This is a genomic window from Aureimonas sp. ME7 (assembly GCF_903970965.1).
Classification (GTDB): domain Bacteria; phylum Pseudomonadota; class Alphaproteobacteria; order Rhizobiales; family Rhizobiaceae; genus Aureimonas.
The window spans coordinates 143,734-169,278 of the sequence record NZ_CAJCKW010000006.1; the positions used below are offsets into that span (position 1 = coordinate 143,734).

A 25,545-nucleotide genomic window follows, 5' to 3' on the forward strand; every position below is an offset into this window, starting at 1 on the left:
GTGTCGGCAGGACGACAAGCCCGACCGGCCCTTGGCGTCCTCAGTCGGCGGCCAGCGGCACCGTGTGGTTCGCGGACCAGGACAGGGTCACGGGGTCTCCCGGCGAACGCAGGCGCGCATCCCGGTTCTGGGCGAAGACCTTGAGGACGAGACCGCCCGCGGCCTCCACGTCGTAGATGATCGCCGTTCCCGAATAGATCGACGCGCGGATCACGGCGGGAAGCCGGTTCACGCCCGGCCCACCCTCGTCGCCACCCAAGCCGGAAGCGTCCCCGATATCGATCTTCTCCGGCCGAACGGCGAGCGTCACGCGCTGGCCCGCCGGCGGCAGGGCGAGCGCGCTGACGATCCGCTCGCCGCTTGGCAGCACCGCCCCGTCCCCTTCCACCGTGCCGTCCAGAAAGTTCGTGTCGCCCAGGAACTCGGCGGCGAAGCGGTTCGCCGGCCGCTCGTAGACCTCGGTCGGCGCGCCGATCTGCACGATCCGGCCGCGATCCAGGATCGCGACCTTATCCGACAGGGTCAGCGCCTCCTCCTGGTCGTGGGTGACGAAGATCGTGGTCAGCCCGCTTTCGCGCTGGATGCGCACGAGTTCGACCTGCATCTCCTGGCGCAGGCGCCGGTCGAGGGCGGAGAGCGGCTCGTCCAGCAGGAGGACGCTCGGCCGCGTGACGATGGCGCGTGCCAGCGCGACGCGCTGCTGCTGTCCGCCCGAAAGCTGCTTGGGCTTGCGTTCGCCAAACCCCGGCAAGCGGACCATCTCCAGCGCGCGATCGACCTCCTGGCGCGCCTGCGCGCCCCGGATGCCGCGCCGCGCGAGGCCGAACGCCACGTTGTCGGCGACGCTCATATGCGGAAACAGCGCGTAGGACTGGAACACCATCCCGATGTTGCGCGCCCACACCGGAACGTTCGTCACGTCGCGGCCGCCGATCGTCACCTTGCCGCGATCGGGAGCGACGAAGCCGGCGATGATGCGCAGGAGCGTCGTCTTTCCCGACCCGGAGGGGCCGAGAAGGCTGGTGAAGGAGCCTTGTGTGAAATGCGTCGAGATATCCGACAGGATATCGGCCTTCCCGTAGCTTTTCGCGACGGCGGATACGTCAACGGCGGTCACGGGGGACTCCTGGTCTGGCGAAGAGGGAGAAGAGAAGGAAGAGCATCATCGAGCCGCCGAGGAGAATGGTGCAGATCGCGTTGATCTCCGGTGTGAACCCCTTGCGGATCGCCGAATAGATCTCGACCGGCAGCGTCGAGAAGCCGGGCGTGGCGAGGAAGTAGGAGACCACGAACTGATCCAGCGAAACGGCGAAGGCGAAAAGCGCCGCTCCCACGATGCTCGGCAGAAGCAGCGGCAGCGTCACGCGGAAGAAGGCCGAGACCGGCCGCGCGCCAAGGCTCATGGCGGCCTCCTCCAGATCCGTGCGGATCGTCGTCAGGCCGGTGCCGACGACCAAGACGACATAGGGAATGGCAAGCGCCACATGGCCGATCAGGATCGCGTGGAAGCCGCGCCCGATACCCGTCCAGAAGAAGAAGACCAGCATCGCCGTGCCGGTGATCAGCCAGGGAATGGCGATCGGGGGCAAGAGCAGGAGGCGCAGAACCGTCTTGCCCCGGAACTCGCGCCGAGACAGGGCGACGGCCGCCAGCGTGCCGAGGCTCGTCGCCAAGGCCGAGGTGATCAGCGCGATCGAGACGCTGTTCCAGCTGGAGCGAAGGAGCTTGGCGTTGTCGCCGAGCGCCTCGTACCAGTGCGTGGTGAAGCGGAAGGGCAGCGCGTAGAGCGGCGACTCGTTGAAGCCCATCGCCACCAGCACCGCGATCGGCAGGTAGAGGAAGACGAGGACGGCGAGGAGATAGGTGCGGGCGGCAAGTTTCATCGGGGCCGCCTCCTCACAAGGCCGCGTTGCGGCGCAGGACGCCGGAGAAGGTGGCGAAGATCGCCAGCACCACGCCGAGGATGGTGAAGGACAGAGCGGCGCCGAGCGGCCAGTTGAAGGCCGAGGTGAACTGCTCCTCGATCACCGTGCCGAGCGTGACGCCGCGCGTGCCGCCCAAGATGCGCGGCTCCATGAAGGCGCCGATGACGGGCACGAAGATCAGGATCGAGCCCGAGATGAGGCCCGGAGCGGCGAGCGGCACGAGGATCTTGAAGAGCGTCGTCCACCAACGGGCACCCAGGCTCTCGGCGGCTTCCAAGATCGAATCGTCGATCGACAGGAGCGCGACGTAGCAGGTCAGCACCATGTAGGGCAGGTAGCCGTGGACGAGGCCGAGAATGATCGCGGGCAACGAATACAGGAAGCCGACCGAAGGCGCGTCGGCAAACAGGGTGCGGATCGCGGTGTCGAGGAAGCCGCCCTCGCGGATCACCATCGTCCAGGAGAAGACGCGAACGAGGCCGTTGGTCCAGAACGGCAGGATGACGAGGATCAGCAGCATCTCGCGGGCACGGCCCGCCGTCGCGCGAACCAGCGCCAGAGCGGCCAGGAAGCCGAGAACGGCTGAGATGGCCGTCGTCCAGAGCCCGATCAGAAGCGACGTCCAAGCGACGCCGACGAGATAAGGCTGGTCGACGAAGGCCCGGTAGTTCCGGAGCGTGAAGGCGACCTCCTTCTTGCCCATCGGCGTGCCGCTGAGGAAGCTGAACGCCAGCATCGCGCCGAGCGGCAGAAGGACGGCGAGCGTCAGCCAGGCATAGGTCGGCATGAGCATGGCGACGGTCGCCATCCACGCCGGCAGCCGACCGCCCGCGCCCCGGGCCGCGGCATCGCCGCGGCCCGGGGTGGAGTTGGGACTGATGGCGGCCTCAGCCGGCATAGGACGCCTTCACTTCCTGCCAGAGATTGCTGAAGGCCTCGCGCCGGTCGTCCGGCTGCGGCGCCATGATGGTCATCGTGTCGAGATACTTGGCGTCGTGGACGCGGCGGTTGAGGTCGTCGGCGGGAAGCTTGTCCATCGCGGCCGCGTTGGCCGACGCCGGCGCGCCGACCTTGGTTGCCCATTCGAAGTAGAACTCCGGGTCGATCATGTAGTTGATGAAGGCCTGGGCGTTCTCGGCGTTCTCGCTGGTCGTGGGAATGGCCAGCGTGTCGAGCCAGCCGACCGCCCCTTCCTTGGGAACCACGAATTCCAACGGCAGCTGGAAATTGCGCTTGGAGCGGACCGAGGCGCCGGACCAATAAACCGACAGGTCGAACTCGCCGGCGGAAAAGGCCTTGTTCCACTGGTCTTCGCTGGTCCAGATCGTCTTCACGTTGGGCTTCAGGCCCTTCAGCCAGTCGCCGACCGCCTTGAGGTCCTTCGGGTCGTTCATGTCCTGGCCGGTCATGAAGGCGCCGATGGCGACCGAGGTCACCGCGTCGTCGAAGAGACCGACCTTGCCGGCAAAGGCAGGGTCGGCGAGCGCGCCGTAGCTGTCGGGCTTCGGCTTGCCGTCGCGGATCGCCAGCGCGTTCATGCCCCAGACCCAGGGCACGCCGTAGTGCTCGCCGCCTTCGGTGAAGTTCGGATGGTCGGCGAGCTTGGCCGGCACTCCGGCCGCGTTCGGGATGGTGGACAGGTCGATCGCCTGCAGCAAGTCCTCGGCGGTCGCCTGCCGGGTCCGCGCGCTGTTGACGACGACGACGTCGTAGGCGCCCGGATTGGTCCGAAGCTTCGTCAGCATCTCGGATTCGGCATTGTAGTAGTCGTGGACCACTTCGATGCCGGTCTTCTTGGTGAAGGCCTCGACGGCCCATTTCTCGTCGGTGCCGTAGCCCTGCCAGTTGAGGACGGTCACCGTGCCGGCGGCGCGCGCCGGGCGGACCATGGCACCCAGGCCGCTCACGGCCACCGCGCCGGCGCCCATGATCGTCAGGAATTGGCGTCTCGAATGCTGCTGCATGGTCGTCGCTCCGGTTGGATGCGGGGGAAAGGGGCTTAAGCGTCGGTCGTCTTATTCAAGCACGAGGTTTCGAGATTCGACATCCACCATCCAGGTGCTGAGCGCCGCCAGAACGAGAAGGGCGGAGATCGTGCCGAGCGCCAGATGGAAGTTCGAGGCCATGATCGGGGCGATCACGGATGGGGCGAGAAGGCCGCCGAAGCGGGCCACCGCGCCGGCCGCGCCCATGCCGCTGGCGCGCAAGGGCGTCGGGTAGATTTCCGGCGTGAAGGCATAGATGGCGCCCCATGTCCCCAGAAGCGCGAAGCTCATCAGAAGCGTCGAGCCGACGACGATCGCGGTGCTCTGTCCCAGTCCGAACAGCAGGCAGCCGGCCGCACTCAGAAGCAGGAAGCCGATCAGCGTCGGCTTGCGGCCCCATTTCTCGACGCCGTAGGCGGCCAGCGCGTAGCCCGGCAGTTGCACCAGGGCGACGAGAACCAGGAACATCTGGCCGCGCAGGAAGCCGAAGCCCTCGCCCGACAGCCGGACCGGCAGGTAGACGAAGACGCCGTAATAGGAGATCGAGATCAGGAACCAGGCGGCCAGAAGGCCGACCGATCGACGGCGCAGAGCCGGCGAGAACAGGGCCGCGAGCGACTTGCGCGCCGGCTTTTCCGCCGCCAGCGCGCCGATCGTGGCGGTGGAGCCGTTGGTCTTGGCGACCCGCTGCAGGACCGCGCGCGCTTCGTCCGACTTTCCCCGGCTGTTCAGGAAGAACGGCGATTCGGGAACGTAGAAGCGTAAAGCCAGGCCGATGATGGCCGGCAGGCCGGTGCAGAAGAAGATCGTGCGCCACGCCTCGCCGCCTTGCGAGCCCGCCAGAAGGGCAAGAACGGCGAGCAGCACCGTGCCCAACGCCCAGAACGCTTCCAGAAGCACCAGCCACCGCCCCCGACGGTCGGCCGGCAGGAATTCGGCCAGCATCGTATAGTCCACCGGCAGCGTCGCGCCGACGCCGATGCCGGTCAGAAGGCGCAGGGCCAGGAGCCAGCCGAAATCGGGCGCGAAGGCGGAGGCGACGCCGAAGATCGCGTCGATGCAGATGGCGATCATCAGAACGGGGCGGCGCCCGATCCGGTCGGCCAGGCGCCCGAAGACGAAGGCGCCGATCAGCATGCCGACGAAGAAGAAGGTGCCGGTCTGCAGGGCTTGCGGGACCGTCACGCCGAAGCTTGCGGCGATGGAGGGCGCGCTGAAGCCGATCGCCAGCACCTGCATCGCGTCGGCGGCCCAGACGAGGCCGAAGATCACGAAGAGGCGCTGCTGGAACCGGCCGACGCCCGCCGCCTGTATGCCCTGTTCGACGGTGATCGCTGCTGGCATGCGGAACTCCTGGGTGACGGTTGACTGTTCGCGGGGGGGGCTCGCCCTCCCTCGCGCGGGAAAACAAGCGGCCTGTGACGGCCGCCTGCCGGTTCGCCTCAGGCGGAGCGGCGAAGCTCCTTCACGACGATGTCGCCGTCGACGACGATCGCCTCGTCGTCGAGGAAGAGGGAGCATCCGCGCATCGGGATGTCGAGGTGGCAGGCCGTGTCGTTGGGGCCGCCGAGTTCGTTGTTGGGGCCGGTGGAGAACATGACGTTGCCCCAGAAGGAGCGCGGCTCCATGCCCATGCCGCCGGGGAACTCGCCCGGCACCATGCCATGCCACTTGGCATTGGGGTTCATGCCCCAGCCGACATGGCTCATGCCCATGCCGCGCGGGTCGGCAAAGCCGTCCATGTAGGACTTGACGAGTTCGGCCTCGAGCCCGCCGCGGATGTCGCGCACCCAGCCCTTTTCGATCGTGTAGGTGATGGGCTCGCGCACGTAGATGTTCTGCGGCAGGAGGATGTCGCCGGGCGCCACCACGATCTGCCCGTCCACCCCGTCGTCGTCGCCGCCGGTGAAGACGAAGCCGGACGGCCAATGGTCCCAGCGGCCCGGCTCGTCGGTGCAGGCGTATTCGGTCACCGTCGGGTAGGTGTTGAGCTTGTAGGTGACGTCGGTTCCGTGCGGCGAGGTGATGCGCATCACCTTGGCCTTGGCGAGGATCTCGCCCGCGATCTCGACCTTCTCGCGCAGCTCCTTGGTGGGCAGCATGCGGGCGAGAAGCTCGGGCGGCTCCACCGCCGTCAGGATGCGCGTGCCGGCCGCCTGGATCGCGAACTGTTCGGGGCTGAAGAGCAGGAACACGCAGTCAATCAGCATGTCGCAATTCTTCAGGGCTTCCACCGCGTCGGGCAGGGCCGCGAGACCCGTCACCCCGACGTTCCAGCCGCCCGTCGGCAGCGGCGCGGGAAGGCGCATGTGATACATGCGCGCGCCCAGCCGCTGGCCGGCGGCCATGAAGGCGTCGGCATAGTCGAGGCGGTCGGAGCCTTGCGTCAGGACGACGAGCTTCTCGCCCTCGTGGACGCCCGACATCTTGAGCTGATGCAGGCAGATTTCGGTGAAACTCGCGTGATCCATGGCCGGTCTCCTTCGCGCGTTGGGCGGGACTGTCTCAAAGGGTGCGGGGGTCGGCGGCCGGGGGGGCGATGCGCTCCAGCGCCGCCACCGCCTCGTCCAGCGAGACGACGTCCCCGTATTTGGCATCAATGTCGAAGAGGTTGGCCTCGTGCGGGCCCTCGTGCCGGTCGCCGACGCATTCGCGCACGACGATCGTGCGGAACCCGTATTGGACGCCGTCCACCGCGCTCGCCCGGATGCAGCCCGACGTGGAGCAGCCGGCCAGGATCACCGTGTCGATCCCTTGCGCGTGCAGCATGGGGGCAAGGCTCGTGCCGAAGAAGGCGCTGGCATATTGCTTGGTGACGACCGGCTCGCCGGCGATCGGCTCGACCCCTTCGCAGAACTCGGCAAGCGGGTTGCCGGCGACCATGGCCGTCATGACCGGCGACTTGCGCACCCAGACGCCGCCGTCGGCGCAGCCGGGCGTGTGGTAGAGGATGTTGGTGTGGATCACGGGCATGTCACGCCCCCGCGCGGCCGCCAGAAGACGCGGCGTCGCCGCCACCGCCTCGACGACGCCCGGCGCGTAGAGCGGGGCGCCCGGCGTCGTGTAGGCGCGCATGAAGTCGATCACGAGAAGCGCCGGCTTGCGTCCGAAACCGATCCTGTTGCCCCAGACGCCCTTGTAGTTCTCGGAAGCGGCCTGATCCATCGCGGGGCTCCTCAGTAGGCGCCGGACAGAAGCGCGCCGGCGCCCGGAACGACCGGTTCGAGATCGAGCGCCTTCAGCATCTGGTAGGTCGTCGCGATCGCGGCGGTGACCACGGGCTTGCCGGTCAGCGCCTCGACCTTGGAAACGCTGGCGAGCGAGGGCATCTGGACGCAGGCCGACAGGACGATCGCATCGACGCCCGACGTGTCGAGCCCGGCCACGATCCCCGGCAGGTTGGCCGGATCGTGCGCGGCCACCTTCAGGTTGTCGGAGATTTCCAGCGCCGCGTGCGAGACGACCTCGACGCCTTCCGCCTCCAGATACTCGATCACCATCCGCGTCAGCGGCTTCATGTAAGGCGCGACCACGGCGATCCGCTTCGCCTTCATGACGGCGAGCGCTTCGACCAGCGCGCCGGCGCTGGTGACGACGGGCGCCGGCGCGCCGTTCTCGGCGGTCACCTTCGAAAGGCGGGCCTGGCTTTCGCGGTGGTAGCCGTGGCCCATCGACATGATGGCGACGAGGCAGGCATAGCCGAGGACGTCGACCCGCGCGTCGGAGAGTTCCAGCGCGCAGCGGTCGGACTGCGCGTCCATCGCGGCTAGTTCGTCCTTGGTCACATGCTTCATGCGCATGCGCGCCGAATGGAAGGTGAAGCGTTCGGGCCGGATCAGCTGACGGGCGGCCAGCATCGCCGGGATCTCGGTTTCCATGGTGATGTTGGAGCTCGGCACGATCTGGCCGATGCGGAACGTCGTCTTGGTCATGGCCGGACTCGCGAAAGGGAGGTGCCGAGAAGGGTGTCGAGGGCCTCGAAGAACCCCTCGAAATCGTCCCAGGGAATCATGTGGCCGGCGTTCTCCACCCGCGCCGTGCGGATCGAGGGGTTGAGGCGGACGATCTCGGCCTCGTCGCCCGGCTCGATCACCCCGCCCCGTCCCGCCACCATCAGAACGGCGGGAACCGGCAGTCCGGGCAGATCGACGTGGATGTCGTCGGTGTGGAAGCCCTCGAAGGCGGTGACGATCGCCGGCTCGTAGCAGGTGTGCAGCCATTCGGCGCGAAGGGCGAGTTGCCCCTGATCCCAAGTCGGGCAGAAGACGCGCATCGCCTCGCCGTCCATCCCCTCGCTCGCCTGACGGATGGAATCGACATACCAGGGGAGCTTGGAAGGATAGGGGCGCCGGCCCGGCCCCGAAACCGGAGGATCGACCAGAACCAGCCGCTTCACGCCGGCCGCCCCTCGGGTCGCCGCCCGGACCGCGATCCGGGCGCCCATGGAATGGCCGAGCACCGTCGCGCCCTCGAGGCCGAGCGCCCCGACCAGCGCCGACAGGTCGTCCGCCATGGCGTCGAGGCCGTAGTCGAGATCGGGCCCCGTCGAGGAAAGCCCGCGCCCGCGCACGTCCACGACATAGGTGTCGAACCCTTCTGCCAAGCGCTCGGCGACGAAGCCCCAGGTGACCGCGGGGCTGGTGATGCCGGGCACCACCACCAGCGGCTCACCCTCGCCGGCAAAGCGCAGGACGTGCTGGCGGATGCCGTTGGCCGCGATGTTGAAGCCGGTGGGGCTAAGGGTCATGCCGCCACCTCGCTTTCGCCGCGTAAGGGGGCTTCGAAGATGTCGTAGCCGAAGACCCAGGCCGGGTCCTCCTGCGTGCGCAGCCAGGTGTTGGCGTTGGACACGGCCTGGACGCGGGACGCGCGCTCGCGCCGGTTCGCCTCGTAGAGGCGGAAGGCGGCGGCGAAGTCGGCAAGGCCCGTTTCGCCCAGGCAGCGCGCCAGCATCGCGCCGTCCTCGATCGCCATGGCCGCCCCTTGCGCCATGTGCGGCTTCATCGGGTGGCAGGCGTCGCCGAGCAGCACCATGCGCCCGCGGCTCCACACGGGAAGCGGGTTGCGGTTGAGGAGCGGCCACTTGGTCACCTCGGTGGTCGCCTCGATCAGCGTCTGGACGATCGGATGGTAGCCGTCGAAGGCTTCGCGCATCTCCTCGCGGCTGGAGGGCACGGAAGCGCCCTCGAAGTCCCAGGCGGGATGGGGAACGCCGGTCACGTAGTAGTATTCGCGCCCGTCCGCCGTGGTGTCGTAGACCATCATGTGGCGGTCATGCGTCCACCACTTCACGCAAGCCTCGAAGTCGAAGCCCGTTCGGCGCAACGCGTCCTTGTCGAGAAGGGCGCGGTGCCCGACCCAGCCGCTGTAGTTCGGCCTTTCCTCGCCGAGGAGCGTTTCGCGGATGCAGGAATTGATGCCGTCCGCTCCGACCGCGATGTCGGCGCGCGTGCGCGTTCCGTCGTCGAAGGTGAGATCGACGCCCGAGCCGTCGTCGACGATCGCCGTCAGGCGCTTGCCGAAATGGAGCGTGCCCGGCTGGAGCGCGGACACCTGCAGCGCATGGAGGTCGCCGCGATGAACGGTCAGATAGGGCGCGCCGTACTCCTTGACGGCGAAGTCGCCGAGCGGAATGCGCGACAGGTATTGACCCGTTTCGCCATCGCGCGAGAACCAGAAGTCCGGCTTGGAGGCGATCGAGACCAACGCATCCTCAATGCCGATCCGGCGGAAGATCTTGAGGACGTTCGGCCCCATGTGGATGCCGGCGCCGAGCCGCGAGAAGGCCGGTGCCTGTTCGTAGACGTCGACCGAGAAGCCCGCCTTCTGCAAGAGGGCGGCGGCCGCGACGCCGCCGAGGCCGGCGCCCACGACCGCGATGCGGGATCCTGGCTGCATGGTGGGATCACTCCATTCGAGTTGGTATCGCCTGCCGGCGGCTTCGCACCATTGATTGAGCGTATACGCTATAAAAGCAAGGGTATAGTTTATGCTGCAACTGCATAAATCGTCGCCGCAGCGCACAAATAACGGGCATTCATGCCGGTTCTTCTTCGATTGACAGTATCCACCTTTGTCGCAATCATAGCGCATACACTCTAAAATTGTGCCGCAATGCTCGCTGCTCCCCTCCCCTCGCGCTTCCGCCACGCGCCCTCCCCCTCTCCGTGCGATCCGATCCTTGCAGTTCGGGCCCAGGACCGGCATGACAGGATATCGGCCACGGCCTCGGCCCATGGCGAAAGCGGGAGGCCATCGAAAGGCGGACATGCGGGACGGGAACGGAGAAGCGGCCGAAGCGAAGGGGGAAGCGTACGACTTCAGCCAGCAGGTCGGTTATCTCCTGCGTCGGGCCTACCAGCGCCATCTCGCCATCTTTCAGGCCGAAAGCGCCGACGGTCAGCTCACCTCCGTCCAGTTCTCGACACTGTGCGCGCTCCGGGACAACGGCCCCCGGTCGCAAGGCGAGCTCGTCCGGCAGACCGGCATCGACCAGGCCACCATCCGGGGCATCGTGGACCGGCTGCGCGCGCGCGGCCTCATCGAGCTGTCGAAGGACAGGGAGGACGGGCGCAAGGTCATCATCGGCATCACCCCGGTCGGGCTTGCGCTTCTCGCCGAGATGGTGCCGCGCGCGCAGCGCATCACCGAACTGACCATGGAACGGCTCAATCCCGCCGAACGCATGGCCCTTCTCCATACGCTGCGCATCATCGCGGACGTCGACGCCGGACCGTGACCGCACCCCGGCGCGAAGCGGGCGGGCGCGAGCGATGACCGGCGCCCCCGTTTCGTTTCGCCTGCACGTGAACCGGGAAAGCGTCACTGTCGAAACCGCGCCCGACACGCCTCTTCTCTACGTGCTACGCAACGATCTGGCGCTCAACGGGCCGAAATACGGCTGCGGGCTCGGCGAATGCGGCGCCTGCGCGGTGCTGGTCGGCGACCGCGCCGTGCGCTCCTGCACCCTGCCCGTATCGGCTCTTCGAGACCGCGCCGTCACGACGCTGGAGGGGCTCGGAACGCCCGATGCGCCCCATCCCGTCCAGGCCGCCTTCATCGCGGCGCAAGCCGCACAGTGCGGCTACTGCCTCAACGGCATGATCATCGCCACCGTCGCGCTTCTGCGCCGCAATCCCCACCCCGACGAGGACGCCATCCGGCAGGCGCTTCGCCATCACCTGTGCCGCTGCGGAACGCATAGGGAGATCCTGGCAGCGGTTCGGGACGCGGCAGCCTCGCAACCGCCGCAAACGGCGGAAGACAGACCCGGAGCCAAGCCATGACGCCATCCGTGGACCGCTCCGCGCAAGCCTACCTCGCCGATCCCGACACCCTGACCGTCTCGCGCGCCGCGGCGTCGGGCGAGGAACTCTTTCTCGCGGTCCATGCCGACGGCACGGTCACCGCCTTCAACGGCCACGTGGATCTGGGCACCGGCATCCGGACCGCGCTGGCGCAGATCGTCGCGGAGGAACTCGGCGTCGCCTTCGAGCGCGTGACGATGGTTCTCGGCACGACGTCCGCGACCCCCAACCAGGGTGCGACCATCGCCAGCGAGACCATCCAGGTCGCGGCCGTTCCGCTGCGCCAGGCGGCGGCCACCGCGCGCGCCTTCCTCGTGGCGGAGGCGGCCCTGCGCCTCGGCCATCCGGCGGCGGACCTGCGGATCGAGGACGGTACGGTCGTCGCGCCGGAAGCCGGCAACGAGTTCGTGCCCTTCGGCGAACTGGTGACCGGGCGCGCGGCGCGGCTGGCGATCGACCCGGCCGCGCCCTTGAAGCCCGCCTCGGACTATCGCGTCGTCGGGCGCGCCGTTCCGCGCACCGACATTCCCGCCAAGGCGACCGGCACCTTCACCTATGTCCACGACGTGCGCGTGCCCGGCATGCTGCACGGGCGCGTGGTGCGCCCGCCCTATGCCGGCTTCGACGCCGGCCCGCATGTCGGCGCGAGCCTCGTTTCGGTCGACGAGAGTTCGGTCGCGGGCGTTCCGGGCCTCGTCGCCGTGGTCGCGATCGGCGACTTCGTCGGCGTCGTCGCCCGGCGCGAGGAGCAGGCCGTCGAGGCGATGAAGCGCTTGGCCGTCGTGTGGCGTGCCCCGCCCCTCATCCCCGACCTCAACGCCCCCGAACAGGCGCTGCGCGACAATCCCGGCACCGCGCGCACCCTGGCCGACGAGGGCGATGCGGCGCGCGCTCTGGAAGGCGCCGCGCTTTCCCTCGAGCGGACCTATGTCTGGCCCTACCAGATGCACGGCTCAATCGGCCCGTCCTGCGCGGTCGCGGACTTTCGCGAGGACGCCCTCACCGTCTGGTCGGGAACGCAGAACCCCTTTCCGATGCGCGCCGACCTCGCCCGCCTTCTCGACATGCCCGAGGCGCGGATCGTGGTGGAGCGGTTGGAGGCGGCGGGCTGCTACGGGCGCAACTGCGCCGACGACGTGACAGCCGATGCCGCGCTCCTGTCGCGCGCGGTCGGCGCGCCGGTGCGCGTCCAGCTGACGCGCGAACAGGAACACGCCTGGGAGCCCAAGGGCGCCGCACAGGTGATCGACGTGCGCGGCGGGCTGGACCGCGAGGGTGGCCCCGCGCTCTACGACTTCGAGACGCGCTATCCGTCCAACCTCGCGCCCACCCTGCCCCTGATCCTGACCGGCAAGGTGGCGCCCGTCGCGGACATCGCCCAAATGGGCGACCGCACCGCGATCCCCCCTTACGCCTTTCCGAACCTGCGCGTCACCGTCCACGACATGCCCCCGATCGCCCGGGCCTCCTGGTTTCGGGGCGTGTCGGCCATGCCCAACACCTTCGCGCATGAAAGCTTCATCGACGAACTGGCGATCGAGGCCGGCGTCGATCCGATCGAGTACCGGCTGCGCTACCTCACCGATCCGCGCGCCGTCGATCTCGTGCGGGCCGTAGCCGAGCGCGCCGCCTGGAAGCCCCACACCGAGCCCTTCACGCACGGGGGCGACGGCGACATCCTCTACGGTCGCGGCTTCGCCTATGCGGTCTATGTGCACGGCAAGTTTCCCGGCACCGCCGCCGCCTGGGCGGCCTGGGTGGCGGATGTCGCGGTCAACCGCTCGACCGGCGAGATCGCGGTGACGCGCGTCGTGTGCGGTCAGGACACGGGGCAGGTCATCAACCCCGACGGGGTGCGCCACCAGATCCACGGCAACGTGATCCAGTCGACGAGCCGCGTCCTCAAGGAAGAAGTGCGCTTCTCGCAGACCGGCGTCGCGGTCCTCGAATGGGGCGCCTATCCCATCCTCCAGTTTCCGGAGGTGCCGGACATCGACGTCCTCATGGTGCCGCGACCGGACGACCCGCCGCTCGGCGCCGGGGAATCGGCCTCCGTGCCGAGCGCGGCGGCGATCTGCAACGCGGTGTTCGATGCAACCGGCATCCGGTTCCGCGAACTGCCCTTGACCCCTGAGCGCGTGCGCGCCGCGCTCAATCCCTTGCCCCCGCCGGCCGAACCGACATCGACGGAAGCGCGCAAGCGTCGCTGGGCCTGGCCCTTTGCCGGCGCGCTGGCCGGCGTCCTGGCGACCGGGGCGGCGACGCTCCCCTTTCCGTCCGCGATCGCTCCGATCGCGCGGCCCGCCGCCGACGTGTTCTCGGCCGCCACGATCGAGCGCGGGCGCATCGCGGCGGCTGCCGGCGCCTGCAACGTCTGCCATGTCGGCAACGACGGCCAAGCCTTTGCGGGCGGTCGGGCGCTGGAAACGCCGTTCGGCATCGTCTACGCCACCAACATCACGCCCGACCCCGACACCGGCATCGGCGCCTGGAGCTATCCCGCCTTCGAGCGGGCGATGCGCGAGGGCGTTTCGCGCGACGGGCACCATCTCTATCCCGCCCATCCCTACACGTCCTTCGCCAAGGCCAGCGAAGGGGACCTCCAGGCGCTCTACGCCTATCTGATGGCGCAGGAGCCGGTCACAGCCGAGACCCCGAAGACGGGCTTGCGCTTTCCCTTCAACGTCCGTCCCCTGATGGCGGGCTGGAACGCGCTGTTCCATTCGAGCGCCCCCGCGCCGATCGACCCCGCAAAGAGCGAGGCCTGGAACCGAGGGGCCGAACTCGTCGAGGGTCTCGGCCATTGCTCGGCCTGCCACAGCCCGCGCAACGCGCTGGGCGCCGAGCGCGGCGGCCGCGCGCATCTGGCGGGCGGCGAAGCGGACGGCTGGCACGCGCCCTCGCTGCGCGCCGGGGCCGCACCCGTCGCCTGGACGGCGGAAGCGCTCTACGACTACCTGCGGACCGGGCGCTCGCACGAGCACGGTTCGGCGGCCGGCCCCATGGCTCACGTCGTCGATTCGTTTCGCGACGTGCCCGACGACGACATCCGCGCGATGGCGACCTATCTCGCCTCGCTCGACGGCCCCCCGATCGATCCGGCGCAAGCCTCGGCCGCCGCGCGCCGCGCGGTCGAAGCGGCGGACGGGGCGATCGCCACGGCCGCGCGCATCGCGCCGGCCGGCGCGCGCCTCTTCGAGGGCGCCTGCGCGTCCTGCCACGCGTCGGACAAGCCGATCGCCTCGCTGGCGCTCAACAGCAACCTTCACGCCGCCGATCCCGGCAACGCGATCCGTGCGGTTCTGGAAGGCGTGCCCGCCCATAGCGGGCTCGATGCGGAAGCCATGCCCGCTTTCGACACGGCGCTGGACCGGCGTGCGATCGCCGATCTCATGGCCTATGTTCGCGCGCGGTTCGCGCCCGGCAAACCGGCCTGGAGCGATCTTCCCGCCGCCGTCGAGGCGGCCCGCGCCGCGCCCCATTCCTGATCCCGAAGTTCGGACCGCCGCCCCATGTTCTTCGACAAGACCATTCCCCTCGCCAGCGCCTGGAACACATGGTCGGACCGGCCGGGCGAACTCGTGTTCCTGCCACTCGGCGTCCGGATCGCGCCCCTCCTGTATTCGGGCAAGACGGCGCGCGCGAGCCCGATCCGCGCACCGGACGAGGTCCGCTTCGGCCGCCACGGTCTTCGCGGCGAGCGGATCGACTTCGAGACCGATCATGCCGGCACCCGCCTCGGCTTTCGCTACGACAAGCCCGACCCGTTCACGGTGCGCGGTGCCTTCGACGTGCGCGCGGCTGGCGAATGGGGCCTGCGCTACTGGATCACGCTCGCCCTGTCGGCCGAGGGCGGCCAGACGGTCCATTACGACGAGGCGACGGGCACGGCCGTCGTGGAGGTGGACTTCCGCTTCGTGGCGCTGGCCGCAAACGACGCTCCCGCGCTCGCGACCGGCCACGAGACGTTCGACGACCTCGTCGAGGACTTCGATCGGAACGGCTATTTCGACAAGACCTGCCGATCGGACGCGGCGCGGCTGATGGCGCTGCGCTTCAATCTCGAGATGACGCCGCGCCTGCGTTTCGCCGCAGCCGTCGCCGACAGCCGGGCGCTCGCGATCGCGCGCGCCCGAGCCGCGCTCGCCGAGGGCGAGCCGGGGCAAGCGCCTGCGCTTCAGACCGGGCGGGGCGCCGGCGCGCTCGACGCCGTGCGCGACGTTCTCGGCTGGAACACGGTCTATGACCGGCTCAACCGCCGTCCCTACACGGCGGCGAGCCGCATCTGGGGCCTCGGCGACGCGGTCTGGTACAACGACCAGTGCTTCGCCGCCCTGATGGCCGGTCTTCTCGACCCGGCGCTCGCAAGGGCGAATTTCGATGTCGCGATGGGAAGCGCGACGCCGCAGGGCAACATCGCCTGCCTCGTCAACCCGAAGGACGCCTGGGTCGACCGCACGCAGGCCCCGCACGGCGCCTTCATCGCCTGGGCGATGTTCGAGCGCAGCCGCGACCGCGCCTTTCTGGCCGACGTCTTCGATGCACTTGCGCGCAACCAGCTCTGGTGGCGCGCCCACCGCGATCCGGGCGGCCTCGGCCTCGTGTCCTGCGGCACGTCGGATGTCGGCGACGCGATGTATCGCGGCACCGCCTTCGGCGCGCGCAACGAAACGGGCATGGACAATTCGCCGACCCACGACGAGGCGCGCTACGACGGGCAAACGCGCACGCTCTCGACGCTGGATGTCGGCATCAACTCGGCGCTGGCGCTGGACGCCGAGATGCTGGCGCGCATCGCCACCGAACTCGGCCGCCGGGACGAGGCCGCCACCTTCGAACGGCTGGCGCGCGAAACCCGCGAGTTGATCCGCACCGAGCTTTGGGACGAGACGCGCGGCCTCTTCGCCAACCGGCAGCGGGACGGCGGGTTCGTGCGCTCGGTGTCGCCGACGAGTTTCTTTCCGCTTCTCTGCGGAGCGGCGGACGGGGCCCAGGTCGAGCACCTCCTCGTTCATCTGCGAGATCCCGGAATGTTCGGCGGCCCCTACCCGCTTCCCAACGTGTCGCGCGACGATCCCGCCTACCCCGAGCAGATCTACTGGCGCGGGCGCATCTGGCCCAACGTCAACTGGCTGGTCTGGCAGGGCCTTCGGCGCTACGGGCTCCACGACGAGGCCGAGGGCCTTGTCGCCCGTTCGCTTGCCATGTTCGAGCGCTCCTGGCAGGGCCGCCGCTGGTGCGGCGAGAACTACGGGGGCGAAACGGGCGAGATCGACGACCTACCGGGCAACGACCCCTTCTACACCTGGGGCGCGATGCTGCCGCTGATGGCCGTGTCGGAGGTCATGGATATCGGCCCGTGGAACGGCTGGGAGCTCGCGAACGACGGGCGGCCGGTCCGTCTCGGGCCGATCGAGAGCCCCGCCGGGCCGGTCGTGGTCGAGGTGGCGGAGGGAGAGCTCGCGCTTCGGGGCGCGGACGGCGAGCCCTTGTTCGCCACCACCTATCGCGGCCGTCTGACCCATGTCGTCGTCTCCGAAGGCTTGGTGTCCGCAACCTTCGCGGACGGTGCCGCCGACATCGCCTTCCGGTTGGGCGCACAAGCGTCGGAGAGGCTGGCGGCCGTGCGCCTCGATGGACGCCCGCTGGAAACGCGCCTCGTGGACGGCTGCCACGACGCCGAGCTGCCGGGGATCGAAGCCGGCGCCCGGCTCGACTGGCACCTTGCCCCACCGCGCGCCTCGTGACGGCGTCGCCCCCGGACTGGTTCCGGAATCCGGAGCCGCGCTTCCGAACGGCCACGTTCTGGTTCTGGCACCGCATCCCGACGCAAGCCGAGATCGCCGCGCAGCTCGCCGATATCAGCGAAAAAGGCATCGGCTGTGTGATGATCCAGGCCCGCCCGGCGCTCGACCTCTCAGTCTATCTCTCGCCCGCCTATCTCGCGGCTTACCGCACCGCCTGCCAAACGGCGAAGCGGTTGGGGATCGGCGTCACGATCTACGACGAATACGGCTGGATGTCGGGCCACGGCGGCGGGCGCACGGTGGCAGTCGCCGACGCCTTGCGCGAGCGCCACCTGTTCTGGGCGAGCGGGCCGGTCGGCGCGCCGCTCGGGATCACCGGCATCCGCTCGCCCTTCCTGGATTTCCTGGGCGAGGCGGGACGCAGCTGGATCTACGACGGCAGTCTGCCCGTTTGGGGCGACTGGCAGACGGTCGCCGCCATCGCGCATCCGCCCGTCGTCCGCGACGAAGGGGCTCTTCGCATCCTCGAAGACGTCGATATTGACCCGCAGGGGAACGACGGCTGCCGCATCGCGCTAGCCGACATCAAGGGCGTTTCCGCCGACTGGCGGGTGACGGTCTTCGTCTCCGCCCGCTGCCTGACCTCGCGGCTCGTCAACTATCTCCTGCCCGAAACGGCGGAGCGCTTCGCCGATACCGTCTACGCCCCGCTCGTGGACGCGGCGGATGGGGCCGCCGACGCGATCTTCTTCGACCACCCCTATGCCGGCTTCTACATCTGGAACGAGCACGAAGGCGCCCTCGGCAACAGTCTTCTCAGCGACGGGCAGCCGGCCGGCCCCGGCGATGCCATGGCCCTCCTCTCGCTTGCGCGCGACGTCGGCCCCGCGACGCCGATGCTCCGGGCCGGCTTCCTCAAGGCCTATGGCGAGCGGATGCACGAAGCCTTCTTCGGCACTCTGTCGCGCTGGGCGCGGAAACGGGGCCTCGGCTTCACCGGCCACGAACTCCTCACCCATGTGGGCGGCTGGTCGCTTCACGGCGGGCTGACGGGCATGGACCCGCGCACCATGCCCGGCGTCGACTATTTCGGGATCGACGCCTTTCGCACGCAAACGGCGGTGGACGCTGCCGACTTCGCGCCCCAGCTCGCCGCCAAGCTCGGCGACAGCGTGGCGCGCGCCAACGGGCGCCGCCGCTGCACGATCGAGCAATACGCGACGGGGCGCGAAAGGGGGCGGCCGACGCTCGCCGGCCAATGGGACCTGACGCCGCAGCGCTTCCGCACCCAGGCGATCCGGCACCTTCTCCTCGGCGCCCGCCGCATCCTGCTCCACGCCGTCAACGTCACCGACGGCTTCGACGGTGACGAACGCCCCCTTCTCAATCCGCGCTGGGACTTTCCGCCCGCCTACAACTTCCAGCCCTGGTGGGACGACTGCCCGGCGATCTTTTCCGAACTCGCGCGCCTGTCGGCCTTTCTGGAGGACGGCGATCCGCTCCGACCCGTCGCCCTGTTCTATCCCTTGGAGACGATCCGCGCGGAAGGGCCGGCGCATGCGTGCGGCGAGCACTTCGGCCGGTGGGCGGAGGCGCTCGCGCGTGCCGGCATCGGCTACGACGTGGTGGACGAGCGCATGCTCGGCACGGCTCTTGCGCCCGGTGGGGGCTACGAGACGTTGGTGCTGCCGGCCGCGACTCGCATGAGAAACGCGCGAAGCGTCGATCTCATCGGCGAGTTCGGCGCTCGCGGCGGCCGGATTCTGGCGTCCGGCCAGATCCTCCGAAGCGTCCGCGAGCGCGTCGGCAACCTCGATCCCATAGGGCGGCGGGATCGGGCGCACCTAAGCTTTTCCGAAATCGCTGCGGACGAGATCGAGGCCTGCGTCGCCGCCCTGCCGCGCCCCCGGCCCGACATCCGCTTCCGGGGCGACGGGCCGACATGGTCCTCGATCGCCCGCTGCGGTGACACCTGGCGGATCGCCGTTCTCAACGACGCCGATCATGCGCGGGAGATGGTCCTGGCCTCGAACGCGGCCGAGGGCGAGATCGCGATCTGGTCGCCGGCCGAGGGCGAAAGCGAGGAGCCAACCGTCGCCGCCGCGCGGCCCGGCGAACTGACGCTCCAACTGCCGGCCCACGGCGTCGCCTGCCTTACCGTTCCGGACGACGCGCACTGCCGGCCTCTCAAAACGTCGGGGATCGCGTCCCCGCCAAGGATATGCGCGGCAGCGGGCGCCAGTGCCGTCATGGAGCTTGCGGACGGCTGGACGCTTGGGATCGGCGACCTGCCGCCCGTTCCCGTCGCGGTGGATCGCGGATGGGAGAAGCAAGGCTTTCCCGTCTTTTCCGGGACGGGGACCTATCGAAACGAGGTCCGGATCCCCGATCGGCCGGAGAACGCGGCCTGGAGCCTCGCCCTCCCCGGGTTCCACGCTTCCGCGGAGGTCTGGATCGACGATCGCCTCATAGGCCGGGCGCTCGGCGGCTCCGCGACGTTCTCCCTGCCCTACAGCACGGGCGCACGCCTCGCCCTGACGATCCGCGTGCGCAACACGGCGGCCAACCGGTACTATCGCGACACGTCGTTCGGGGAAGGCTTCCCCGAAGCGTCCGGCCTGACCGCCCCGCCGCAGCTTCTGGCCACACCGACGCCCGGAGGGTGAAGCGAACGTTCCCGATCAGGCGTCCGCCGAGCCCTCGTCGCCCGCATCGATATCGAACCGGACGCCTTGCGCGAGCGGCATCTGGTAGCCGTAGTTGATGGCGTTGGTCTGGCGGCGCATATACGCCTTCCAAGCGTCCGAGCCGCTTTCGCGCCCGCCCCCGGTTTCCTTCTCGCCGCCGAACGCGCCCCCGATCTCGGCGCCCGACGAGCCCATGTTGACGTTGGCGATGCCGCAGTCGGACCCCACGACCGAGAGGAAGCGATCCGCCTCGCGCATGTCGGTGGTGAAGATCGAGGACGAAAGCCCGGCGGCCACGCCGTTCTGCAGGGCGATGGCCTCGTCCAGCGTCTCGTAGCGAAGGACGTAGAGGATCGGGGCGAAGGTCTCCTCCAGCATCGGCCCGGTCTGACGGGGCATCTCCGCCAGCGCGGGGCGCACGTAGAAGGCGGATTCCGCGACGCTCTCGGTGAAGCGCTCGCCGCCGGCCACCTGGCCGCCCGAAGCCCTGGCCGCGTCGAGCGCCCGCTGCATGCTCTCGAAGGCGGCGGCGTCGATCAGCGGGCCGACCAGCGCCTCGCTCTCCAGCGGATTGCCGACGGAAACCGAGGCGTAGACGCACTTCAGCCGGTCGACCAGCGCATCGTAGACGTTGGAATGGACGATCAGCCGCCGCAGCGTCGTGCAGCGCTGGCCGGCCGTGCCCATCGCGCCGAAGGCGATGGCGCGCAAGGCGAGGTCGAGATCGGCCGAAGGGGCGACGATGGAGGCGTTGTTGCCGCCGAGCTCCAGGATCGAGCGCCCGAAGCGTGCGGCGACCTGCTGACCGACGAGGCGGCCCATCGCCGTCGATCCCGTGGCCGAAACCACCGGCACCCGCGCGTCCCCGGCCAGCGCCTCGCCGGTCTCGCGTCCGCCGATGACGAGCTGCGACAGCCCGGCCGGTGCGTCCGGGCCGAATCTTGCGACGGCGCGCTCCACCAGCGCCTGAACGCCGAGCGCCGTCAGCGGTGTCTTTTCCGACGGCTTCCACACGACGCTGTCGCCGCACACGAAGGCGAGCGCCGCGTTCCAGCTCCACACCGCGACGGGAAAGTTGAACGCAGAAATGACGCCGACGACACCCGCCGGATGCCATTGCTCCTGCAGACGATGGTCGGCACGCTCCGATCCCATGGTCAGGCCGTAGAGCTGGCGCGACAGGCCGACCGCGAGATCGCAGATGTCGATCATCTCCTGGACCTCGCCGAGACCTTCCGAGACGATCTTGCCGGCCTCGATCGTCACCAGCCGGCCGAGGTCGTCCTTGGCCGCGCGCAACTCCTCGCCGAGGATGCGCACGAACTCGCCCCGGCGCGGCGCGGGCACGCGGCGCCACGCGAGAAACGCCTCGTGCGCGACGGCGATCGCCGCGCGCACCTCCTCGGCCGAGGCGTCGCGCACCTCCGCGATCGCCTCCCCGGTCAGCGGCGAGCGCACCACGCGCCCGCCCCCCGTCGCCACCGCCCGGTCGACGCCCAGCCGATCGAGAAGGTCGAGGGTTTGTTCGGCGAGATTCGTGGTCTTGGCCATGGACGGCTCCTTTCGTCGTCGAGCATGCCGGATCGTCGCTTTGCGGGCGCCCGGCAAGGGATATGGCGGGGCGCCGGAGGGTGCCCCGCGAAGGCGTGCGGGATGCGGCGGGCCTCAGACGTCGGCGAGCGCGCGCAGCGCCTGGAGGGCTTCGGCGATCGACGCGGACTGCATCTTGGCATAGAGCGCGATCTCGTCCGCCGGTTCGGCGCCCAGGTCCTCGACGAACGCGTCTCGATGGGCGCGCGCGGTGAAGTTCCGTTGGGACTCGTCGCCGAGATTGGACTGGAAGATGCCCGCCGCCGAAACGGGCAGGAAATCCTCGTAGGTGATCGGCTCGGCCGCGACGAAACCCCGCTCGACCAAAGCATCGAGATCGAGCCCCTCGGGTGCGCCGGCCTTGCCGGTCGCCCGGTAGCGGAAGAAGGCGAGTTCCTGGCGCCGAAGAGCGTCCTTGTCGTCCGGGAAGGCTTCGAAACGGCGGGCGAGAATGGCGGCCGCCTCCGCGCGAAGCGCCTCGCCCGCCACGAGGTGGAGGCGCAGGAGCGAGGTAAAGACGCGGAACGGATTGCGGCGGAGCGCTTCGGGCTCGACCGGCTGGAACGCGGTGGAATGCACGGGAACGCCGGCAACCGACAGGTCGTAGTAGCCGACCGGCACCATGCCCATCACGGCGAAGAGTCGGCGCATGGTGGAAAGCTTCCCCGCCGTGCCCAAACGAATCGCGCCGTGCCGTTCGAGATCCAGCCGCTCGATCTCGCGGTGGGCGAGAAGACGCGCGTCGAGCGCCGGGTCGGCGCGCCGCGCCGCCTCGTTGACGGCCGCGACGAGTTCCATGAGCGTCCCGTACTGGGGCACCTGGGCCCGGTACATCTCCGACATCGACCCCGAGAACAGCGTGCGGATACGGTCCGGCGACATGCAAGCGGATGATACCAACGAAGGATCTCCAGGCAGGCAGGGCGTTGGCCCATGCCTATCGCAGGGAACGGCGATCCGTGAGGGGAATATGGTCGCCCTTCGCGAATTTCGGGCCGAACGAGCGTGGGGCGGCGTCGCGGGAAAGCGCTACGGGAGCGCCCGCCCCGAAGGAGCCTCGGACGCTTCGTTCAAGGCGCTGAACTCCTCCGGAAAGCGCAGGAACGACTTCGAGAACTTGGCCGCGAAGTCCGTCGCCAGGGACGATATCGGCGAGAAGTTCGGCATGATGATCGACCATTCGAAATGGATGGCCGGGCGGAAGGGGCGGATTTTGAGGTTGCGCCAGGGAAGACGAGAGGCGGTGAACGGATCGACCATGGCGCAGCCGAAGCCGGCATCCACCAGCCCGCACCGGATCATCGTCAGGAGACTTTCCATCCGGATGCGCAGCGCGCGGCGGTGGGTCACCATGACCGCGTCGAAGGCGCGGCGCATGGACGAGCTCGAGGCGAGCCCCACGAAGTCCCGCTCGTGCAGGTCCTGCGGCTCGATCACGTCGCCCTCCAGAAGCGGATGGCCCGTGGGCGCGACGAATACCGCCTCCATCGAGGGAAGCTCATGGGCGCGATCGCCGAATGGGGAATGCGCTCGTGCACGATGCCCAGATCGCATCGCCCGGTGATCACGAAGTCGAGGACGGACGGCGACGTCATTCCGTAGAGCGTGATGTTCACGCCGGGGCGCGCCGCGCCGAACTCGGCGGTCACGCTCGGCAGCAGGCTCGTGGCGAGCGCGGGAAGGGCGGCCACGCGCAGTTCGCCCCCGCGACGCTCCCGGATATCCTTGGCGGCCTTCCCGATCCGCTCCAGGCCGACAAAGGAGCGCTCCACCTCGCGATAGAAGGTGATCGCGTCGGCGGTCGGCATGAGCTTTCCGCCCTTGCGCTCGAACAGCCGACGGCCGACGGCGTATTCCAGATCGCTGAGAAGACGGCTGATCGCCGGCTGGGTCACCCCGAGAAAATGCGCCGTTTCCGTCGCCGATCCACTCAGGAATGACGGCACGAAAGGCTTCCACCTGCCTGCCTTTCAGTACCTTTGCTCCCTCCTGCCACGACATAACATCAGGTTACGAAGACGCCATGAAATTCAATTTGGCGAATGGCAGCAAGTTTCGAACAGTTACAGGGTTGATGGAAATCTGATCAGGGACCTTCGATGAGCATTCAGCCCCGCCTGCGCCTTCTCACCACGGTTGCCCTCCTGGCCGCGTCCGCAGCCTTCCCCGCGAACGCGCAGGACAAGGTCCTCCACGTCGCGGCCTATGGCGGCTTCTACGAGCAGCTGATCCGCGAACAGATCTTCCCCGATTTCGAGAAGCAGCACGGGGTCCGCATCGAATACACGGCGGGCAACCCCACCGACACGCTGGCACGGCTCGTGGCGACCCAGTACGCCCCCCAGATCGACGTCGCGATCATGGACGACGGGCCGATGTACCAGGCGATCGCGCTCGGCCTTTGCCGGGACGTCGAGCCCGCCGCCGTGTACGACGACCTCTACGACATGGCCAAGGTCAGCGGCGGCAAGGCGACGGGCCTGGGCGCCGTGGCGACCGGGTTCATGTACGACACCCAGTATTTCCAGGAACAGGGCTGGGCCGCGCCGACCTCCTGAGCCGATCTCAAGGATCCGAAATACGCCGGCAAGCTGGTGGTCCCGCCCTTATCCAATACCTACGGCCTCCACGCCCTCGTGATGGAAGCCGAGCTCGGCGGCGGCAACGAGCGCAACATCGATCCGGGGTTCGAAGCCTTCAAGTCCGAGATCGACCCGAACGTGCTGGCCTACGAAGCCTCGCCCGGCCAGATGACGTCGCTGTTCCAGAGCGGGCAGGCCGTGCTCGGCGTCTGGGGCTCGGCCCGCATCAACTCGCTGGCCAACACGGGCTTTCCCGTGGAGATGGTCTACCCGAAGGAAGGCGCGGTCTCGCTCGGCATCATTGGGTGCCCGATCGCGGGCCGCGACACGCCCGAGGCGCAGGCGCTGCTTCAGTACCTGTTGAGCCCGGACGTGCAGGAGAAGGTGGCGCGCGGCTACGGCTACGGCCCGGTCAACAAGAACGCCAAGCTCACCGACGAGGAAGCCAAGGGCATTCCCTACGGACCCGAACAGGTGGGCCGGCTGCGCGTGATCGACTGGGACTACGTGAACCCGGTCCGCAAGGAATGGAACACGCGCTGGACGCGCGAAGTCGAGCGCTGAGGGCACGGGTCCGCCAGCCGGCATCCGTTCCGTCCGGCGATCCCGGCGGAAGACGCTTCTCAAGGAGACCGCCGATGAGCTTCCTGAAAATCGAACGCCTGACCAAGACCTACGATCAGATCGTCGCGGTCGGCGGCATCTCGCTCGACATCGAGCGCGGCGAGTTCGTTTCCCTGCTGGGACCCTCGGGTTGCGGCAAGACGACGACGCTGCAGATGATCGCAGGCTTCGTCGAGGTGACGTCGGGGCGGATCGTCCTGGACGGGCGCGATCTCGCCGAGGTGCCGCCCGCCAAGCGGGGCCTCGGCATGGTGTTCCAGAGCTATGCGTTGTTTCCGCATATGACCGTCGCCCAGAACGTCGGCTTCGGGCTCGAGATGCGCAAGGTCGGCCGGGCCGATCGCGACCGCAAGGTCGCCGCCGCGCTGCAACTCGTCGGCCTGTCCACGATGGCGGATCGCTACCCCCGCCGCATGTCGGGCGGCCAGCAGCAGCGCGTGGCGCTCGCCCGGGCGCTCGTGATCGAGCCGAACCTTCTTCTTCTGGACGAACCCATGTCCAACCTCGACGCCAAGCTGCGCGACGAAATGCAGGGCGAGCTGCGCGACATCCAGGAGCGCACCGGCCTCACCACGATCCTCGTCACCCACGACCAGTCGGAGGCGATGGCCCTGTCCGACCGGGTCGTCGTCATGAACCGCGGCGTGATCGAACAGGTCGGGCCGCCCGAAGCCGGTCTACCGGACGCCCGCCTCGCGCTTCGTGGCTGGCTTCCTCGGTCGAACCGACACGCTGGACGGCGAGCGCAGCGGCCAGACCGTGGCGGTGCGCGACCAGCGCTGGACCCTGGCGGACGAGGGCGCTGCGGGCCCGATCGTGGTCGCCGTGCACCCCGAGCGCGTCTGCTTCGGCGAGGACGGCCTCCGGGGCGTCGTGCGCAAGCGCGTCTTCCAAGGGAAGCCAGTGGTTCTTCGACGTCGAAAGCGAGGCGGGGCAGGTCTTCGTTCTGGCTCCCAACGGGAGCGGGGCGCTGCCGGCGGCAGGCGAAGCCGTGGGCCTCGTCTGGAAGGCCGAGGACATGCGCGTCTTCGCGCGCGACGAGGCGAGCGCGATGAGCGCCGTCACCGCGCAAGCCGCAGCACCGCTGGCGGCCGCGCC

At 69.0% G+C, this 25,545-nt stretch carries 17 protein-coding genes and 3 pseudogenes; 7 read left to right on the forward strand and 13 right to left on the reverse strand.

Features of this window, described 5'->3' with window-relative positions; genetic code table 11:
* Positions 1-40: 40 nt before the first annotated feature.
* The 10 genes from H7A85_RS12325 to H7A85_RS12370 form a co-directional block, all read right to left on the reverse strand.
* Positions 41-1,117, reverse strand: coding sequence for an ABC transporter ATP-binding protein (locus H7A85_RS12325; RefSeq protein ID WP_182086239.1), 1,077 nt, complete (start codon positions 1,115-1,117; stop codon positions 41-43).
* Positions 1,104-1,883: an ABC transporter permease gene (locus H7A85_RS12330; RefSeq protein ID WP_182086240.1), complete on the reverse strand. Its 780-nt coding sequence runs from the start codon at positions 1,881-1,883 to the stop codon at positions 1,104-1,106. Before H7A85_RS12330 ends, H7A85_RS12325 begins: the two co-directional genes overlap by 14 nt.
* 13 nt (positions 1,884-1,896) lie before the next feature.
* Positions 1,897-2,733, reverse strand: coding sequence for an ABC transporter permease (locus H7A85_RS12335; protein WP_244631181.1), 837 nt, complete (start codon positions 2,731-2,733; stop codon positions 1,897-1,899).
* Positions 2,734-2,812: 79 nt separating this feature from the next.
* The gene (locus tag H7A85_RS12340) at positions 2,813-3,889 is read right to left on the reverse strand and encodes an extracellular solute-binding protein (protein WP_182086241.1); all 1,077 of its coding nucleotides are present in this window, start codon (positions 3,887-3,889) and stop codon (positions 2,813-2,815) included.
* A gap of 51 nt (positions 3,890-3,940) precedes the next feature.
* Positions 3,941-5,254: an MFS transporter gene (locus H7A85_RS12345; protein WP_182086242.1), complete on the reverse strand. Its 1,314-nt coding sequence runs from the start codon at positions 5,252-5,254 to the stop codon at positions 3,941-3,943.
* Between the two features lie 98 nt (positions 5,255-5,352).
* Positions 5,353-6,381: a leucyl aminopeptidase gene (locus tag H7A85_RS12350; protein WP_182086243.1), complete on the reverse strand. Its 1,029-nt coding sequence runs from the start codon at positions 6,379-6,381 to the stop codon at positions 5,353-5,355.
* Between the two features lie 34 nt (positions 6,382-6,415).
* The gene (locus tag H7A85_RS12355; protein WP_182086244.1) at positions 6,416-7,075 is read right to left on the reverse strand and encodes an N-carbamoylsarcosine amidohydrolase; all 660 of its coding nucleotides are present in this window, start codon (positions 7,073-7,075) and stop codon (positions 6,416-6,418) included.
* Positions 7,076-7,086: 11 nt separating this feature from the next.
* Positions 7,087-7,842, reverse strand: a complete 756-nt coding sequence (locus tag H7A85_RS12360) for an Asp/Glu racemase (RefSeq protein WP_280514922.1) — start codon at positions 7,840-7,842, stop codon at positions 7,087-7,089.
* Entirely contained in the window at positions 7,839-8,657 is an 819-nt protein-coding gene (locus H7A85_RS12365) for an alpha/beta hydrolase (RefSeq protein WP_182086245.1), read from the reverse strand. The genes H7A85_RS12360 and H7A85_RS12365 overlap by 4 nt, the downstream gene beginning before the upstream one ends.
* Positions 8,654-9,808: an FAD-dependent monooxygenase gene (locus tag H7A85_RS12370; protein WP_182086246.1), complete on the reverse strand. Its 1,155-nt coding sequence runs from the start codon at positions 9,806-9,808 to the stop codon at positions 8,654-8,656. The genes H7A85_RS12365 and H7A85_RS12370 overlap by 4 nt, the downstream gene beginning before the upstream one ends.
* Positions 9,809-10,178: 370 nt before the next feature.
* Between H7A85_RS12370 and H7A85_RS12375 the strand changes: the two genes are divergently transcribed.
* Genes H7A85_RS12375 through H7A85_RS12395 form a run of 5 tightly spaced genes read left to right on the forward strand, consistent with a single transcriptional unit; the run spans position 10,179 to position 19,630 of the window.
* Positions 10,179-10,649: a MarR family transcriptional regulator gene (locus tag H7A85_RS12375; protein WP_182086247.1), complete on the forward strand. Its 471-nt coding sequence runs from the start codon at positions 10,179-10,181 to the stop codon at positions 10,647-10,649.
* Positions 10,650-10,683: 34 nt separating this feature from the next.
* On the forward strand, positions 10,684-11,196 hold the full coding sequence (locus H7A85_RS12380; protein ID WP_182086248.1) for a (2Fe-2S)-binding protein: 513 nt from the start codon (positions 10,684-10,686) through the stop codon (positions 11,194-11,196).
* Positions 11,193-14,705 carry a molybdopterin cofactor-binding domain-containing protein gene (locus tag H7A85_RS12385; protein ID WP_182086249.1) on the forward strand — a complete coding sequence of 1,171 codons (3,513 nt, stop codon included), beginning with the start codon at positions 11,193-11,195 and terminating at the stop codon, positions 14,703-14,705. The genes H7A85_RS12380 and H7A85_RS12385 overlap by 4 nt, the downstream gene beginning before the upstream one ends.
* Before the next feature lie 24 nt (positions 14,706-14,729).
* Positions 14,730-16,964 carry a trehalase family glycosidase gene (locus H7A85_RS12390; RefSeq protein WP_182086250.1) on the forward strand — a complete coding sequence of 745 codons (2,235 nt, stop codon included), beginning with the start codon at positions 14,730-14,732 and terminating at the stop codon, positions 16,962-16,964.
* Complete coding sequence (locus H7A85_RS12395; protein WP_182086251.1) at positions 16,961-19,630, forward strand: carbohydrate-binding protein; 2,670 nt, start codon at positions 16,961-16,963, stop codon at positions 19,628-19,630. Before H7A85_RS12390 ends, H7A85_RS12395 begins: the two co-directional genes overlap by 4 nt.
* Before the next feature lie 15 nt (positions 19,631-19,645).
* Here H7A85_RS12395 and H7A85_RS12400 read toward each other — a convergent pair whose 3' ends face one another.
* The 3 genes and pseudogenes from H7A85_RS12400 to H7A85_RS12410 form a co-directional block, all read right to left on the reverse strand.
* On the reverse strand, positions 19,646-21,202 hold the full coding sequence (locus H7A85_RS12400; RefSeq protein ID WP_182086252.1) for an aldehyde dehydrogenase family protein: 1,557 nt from the start codon (positions 21,200-21,202) through the stop codon (positions 19,646-19,648).
* A gap of 114 nt (positions 21,203-21,316) precedes the next feature.
* Positions 21,317-22,123, reverse strand: a complete 807-nt coding sequence (locus tag H7A85_RS12405) for a DUF1338 family protein (protein WP_182086376.1) — start codon at positions 22,121-22,123, stop codon at positions 21,317-21,319.
* Positions 22,124-22,270: 147 nt separating this feature from the next.
* Positions 22,271-23,187, reverse strand: a pseudogene (locus H7A85_RS12410) (LysR substrate-binding domain-containing protein).
* 153 nt (positions 23,188-23,340) lie between these two features.
* Between H7A85_RS12410 and H7A85_RS12415 the strand changes: the two are divergent.
* Positions 23,341-24,387, forward strand: a pseudogene (locus H7A85_RS12415) (ABC transporter substrate-binding protein).
* Between the two features lie 74 nt (positions 24,388-24,461).
* Positions 24,462-25,486: pseudogene (locus H7A85_RS12420) on the forward strand (ABC transporter ATP-binding protein); the annotation flags it as partial.
* Positions 25,487-25,545 lie beyond the last annotated feature (59 nt).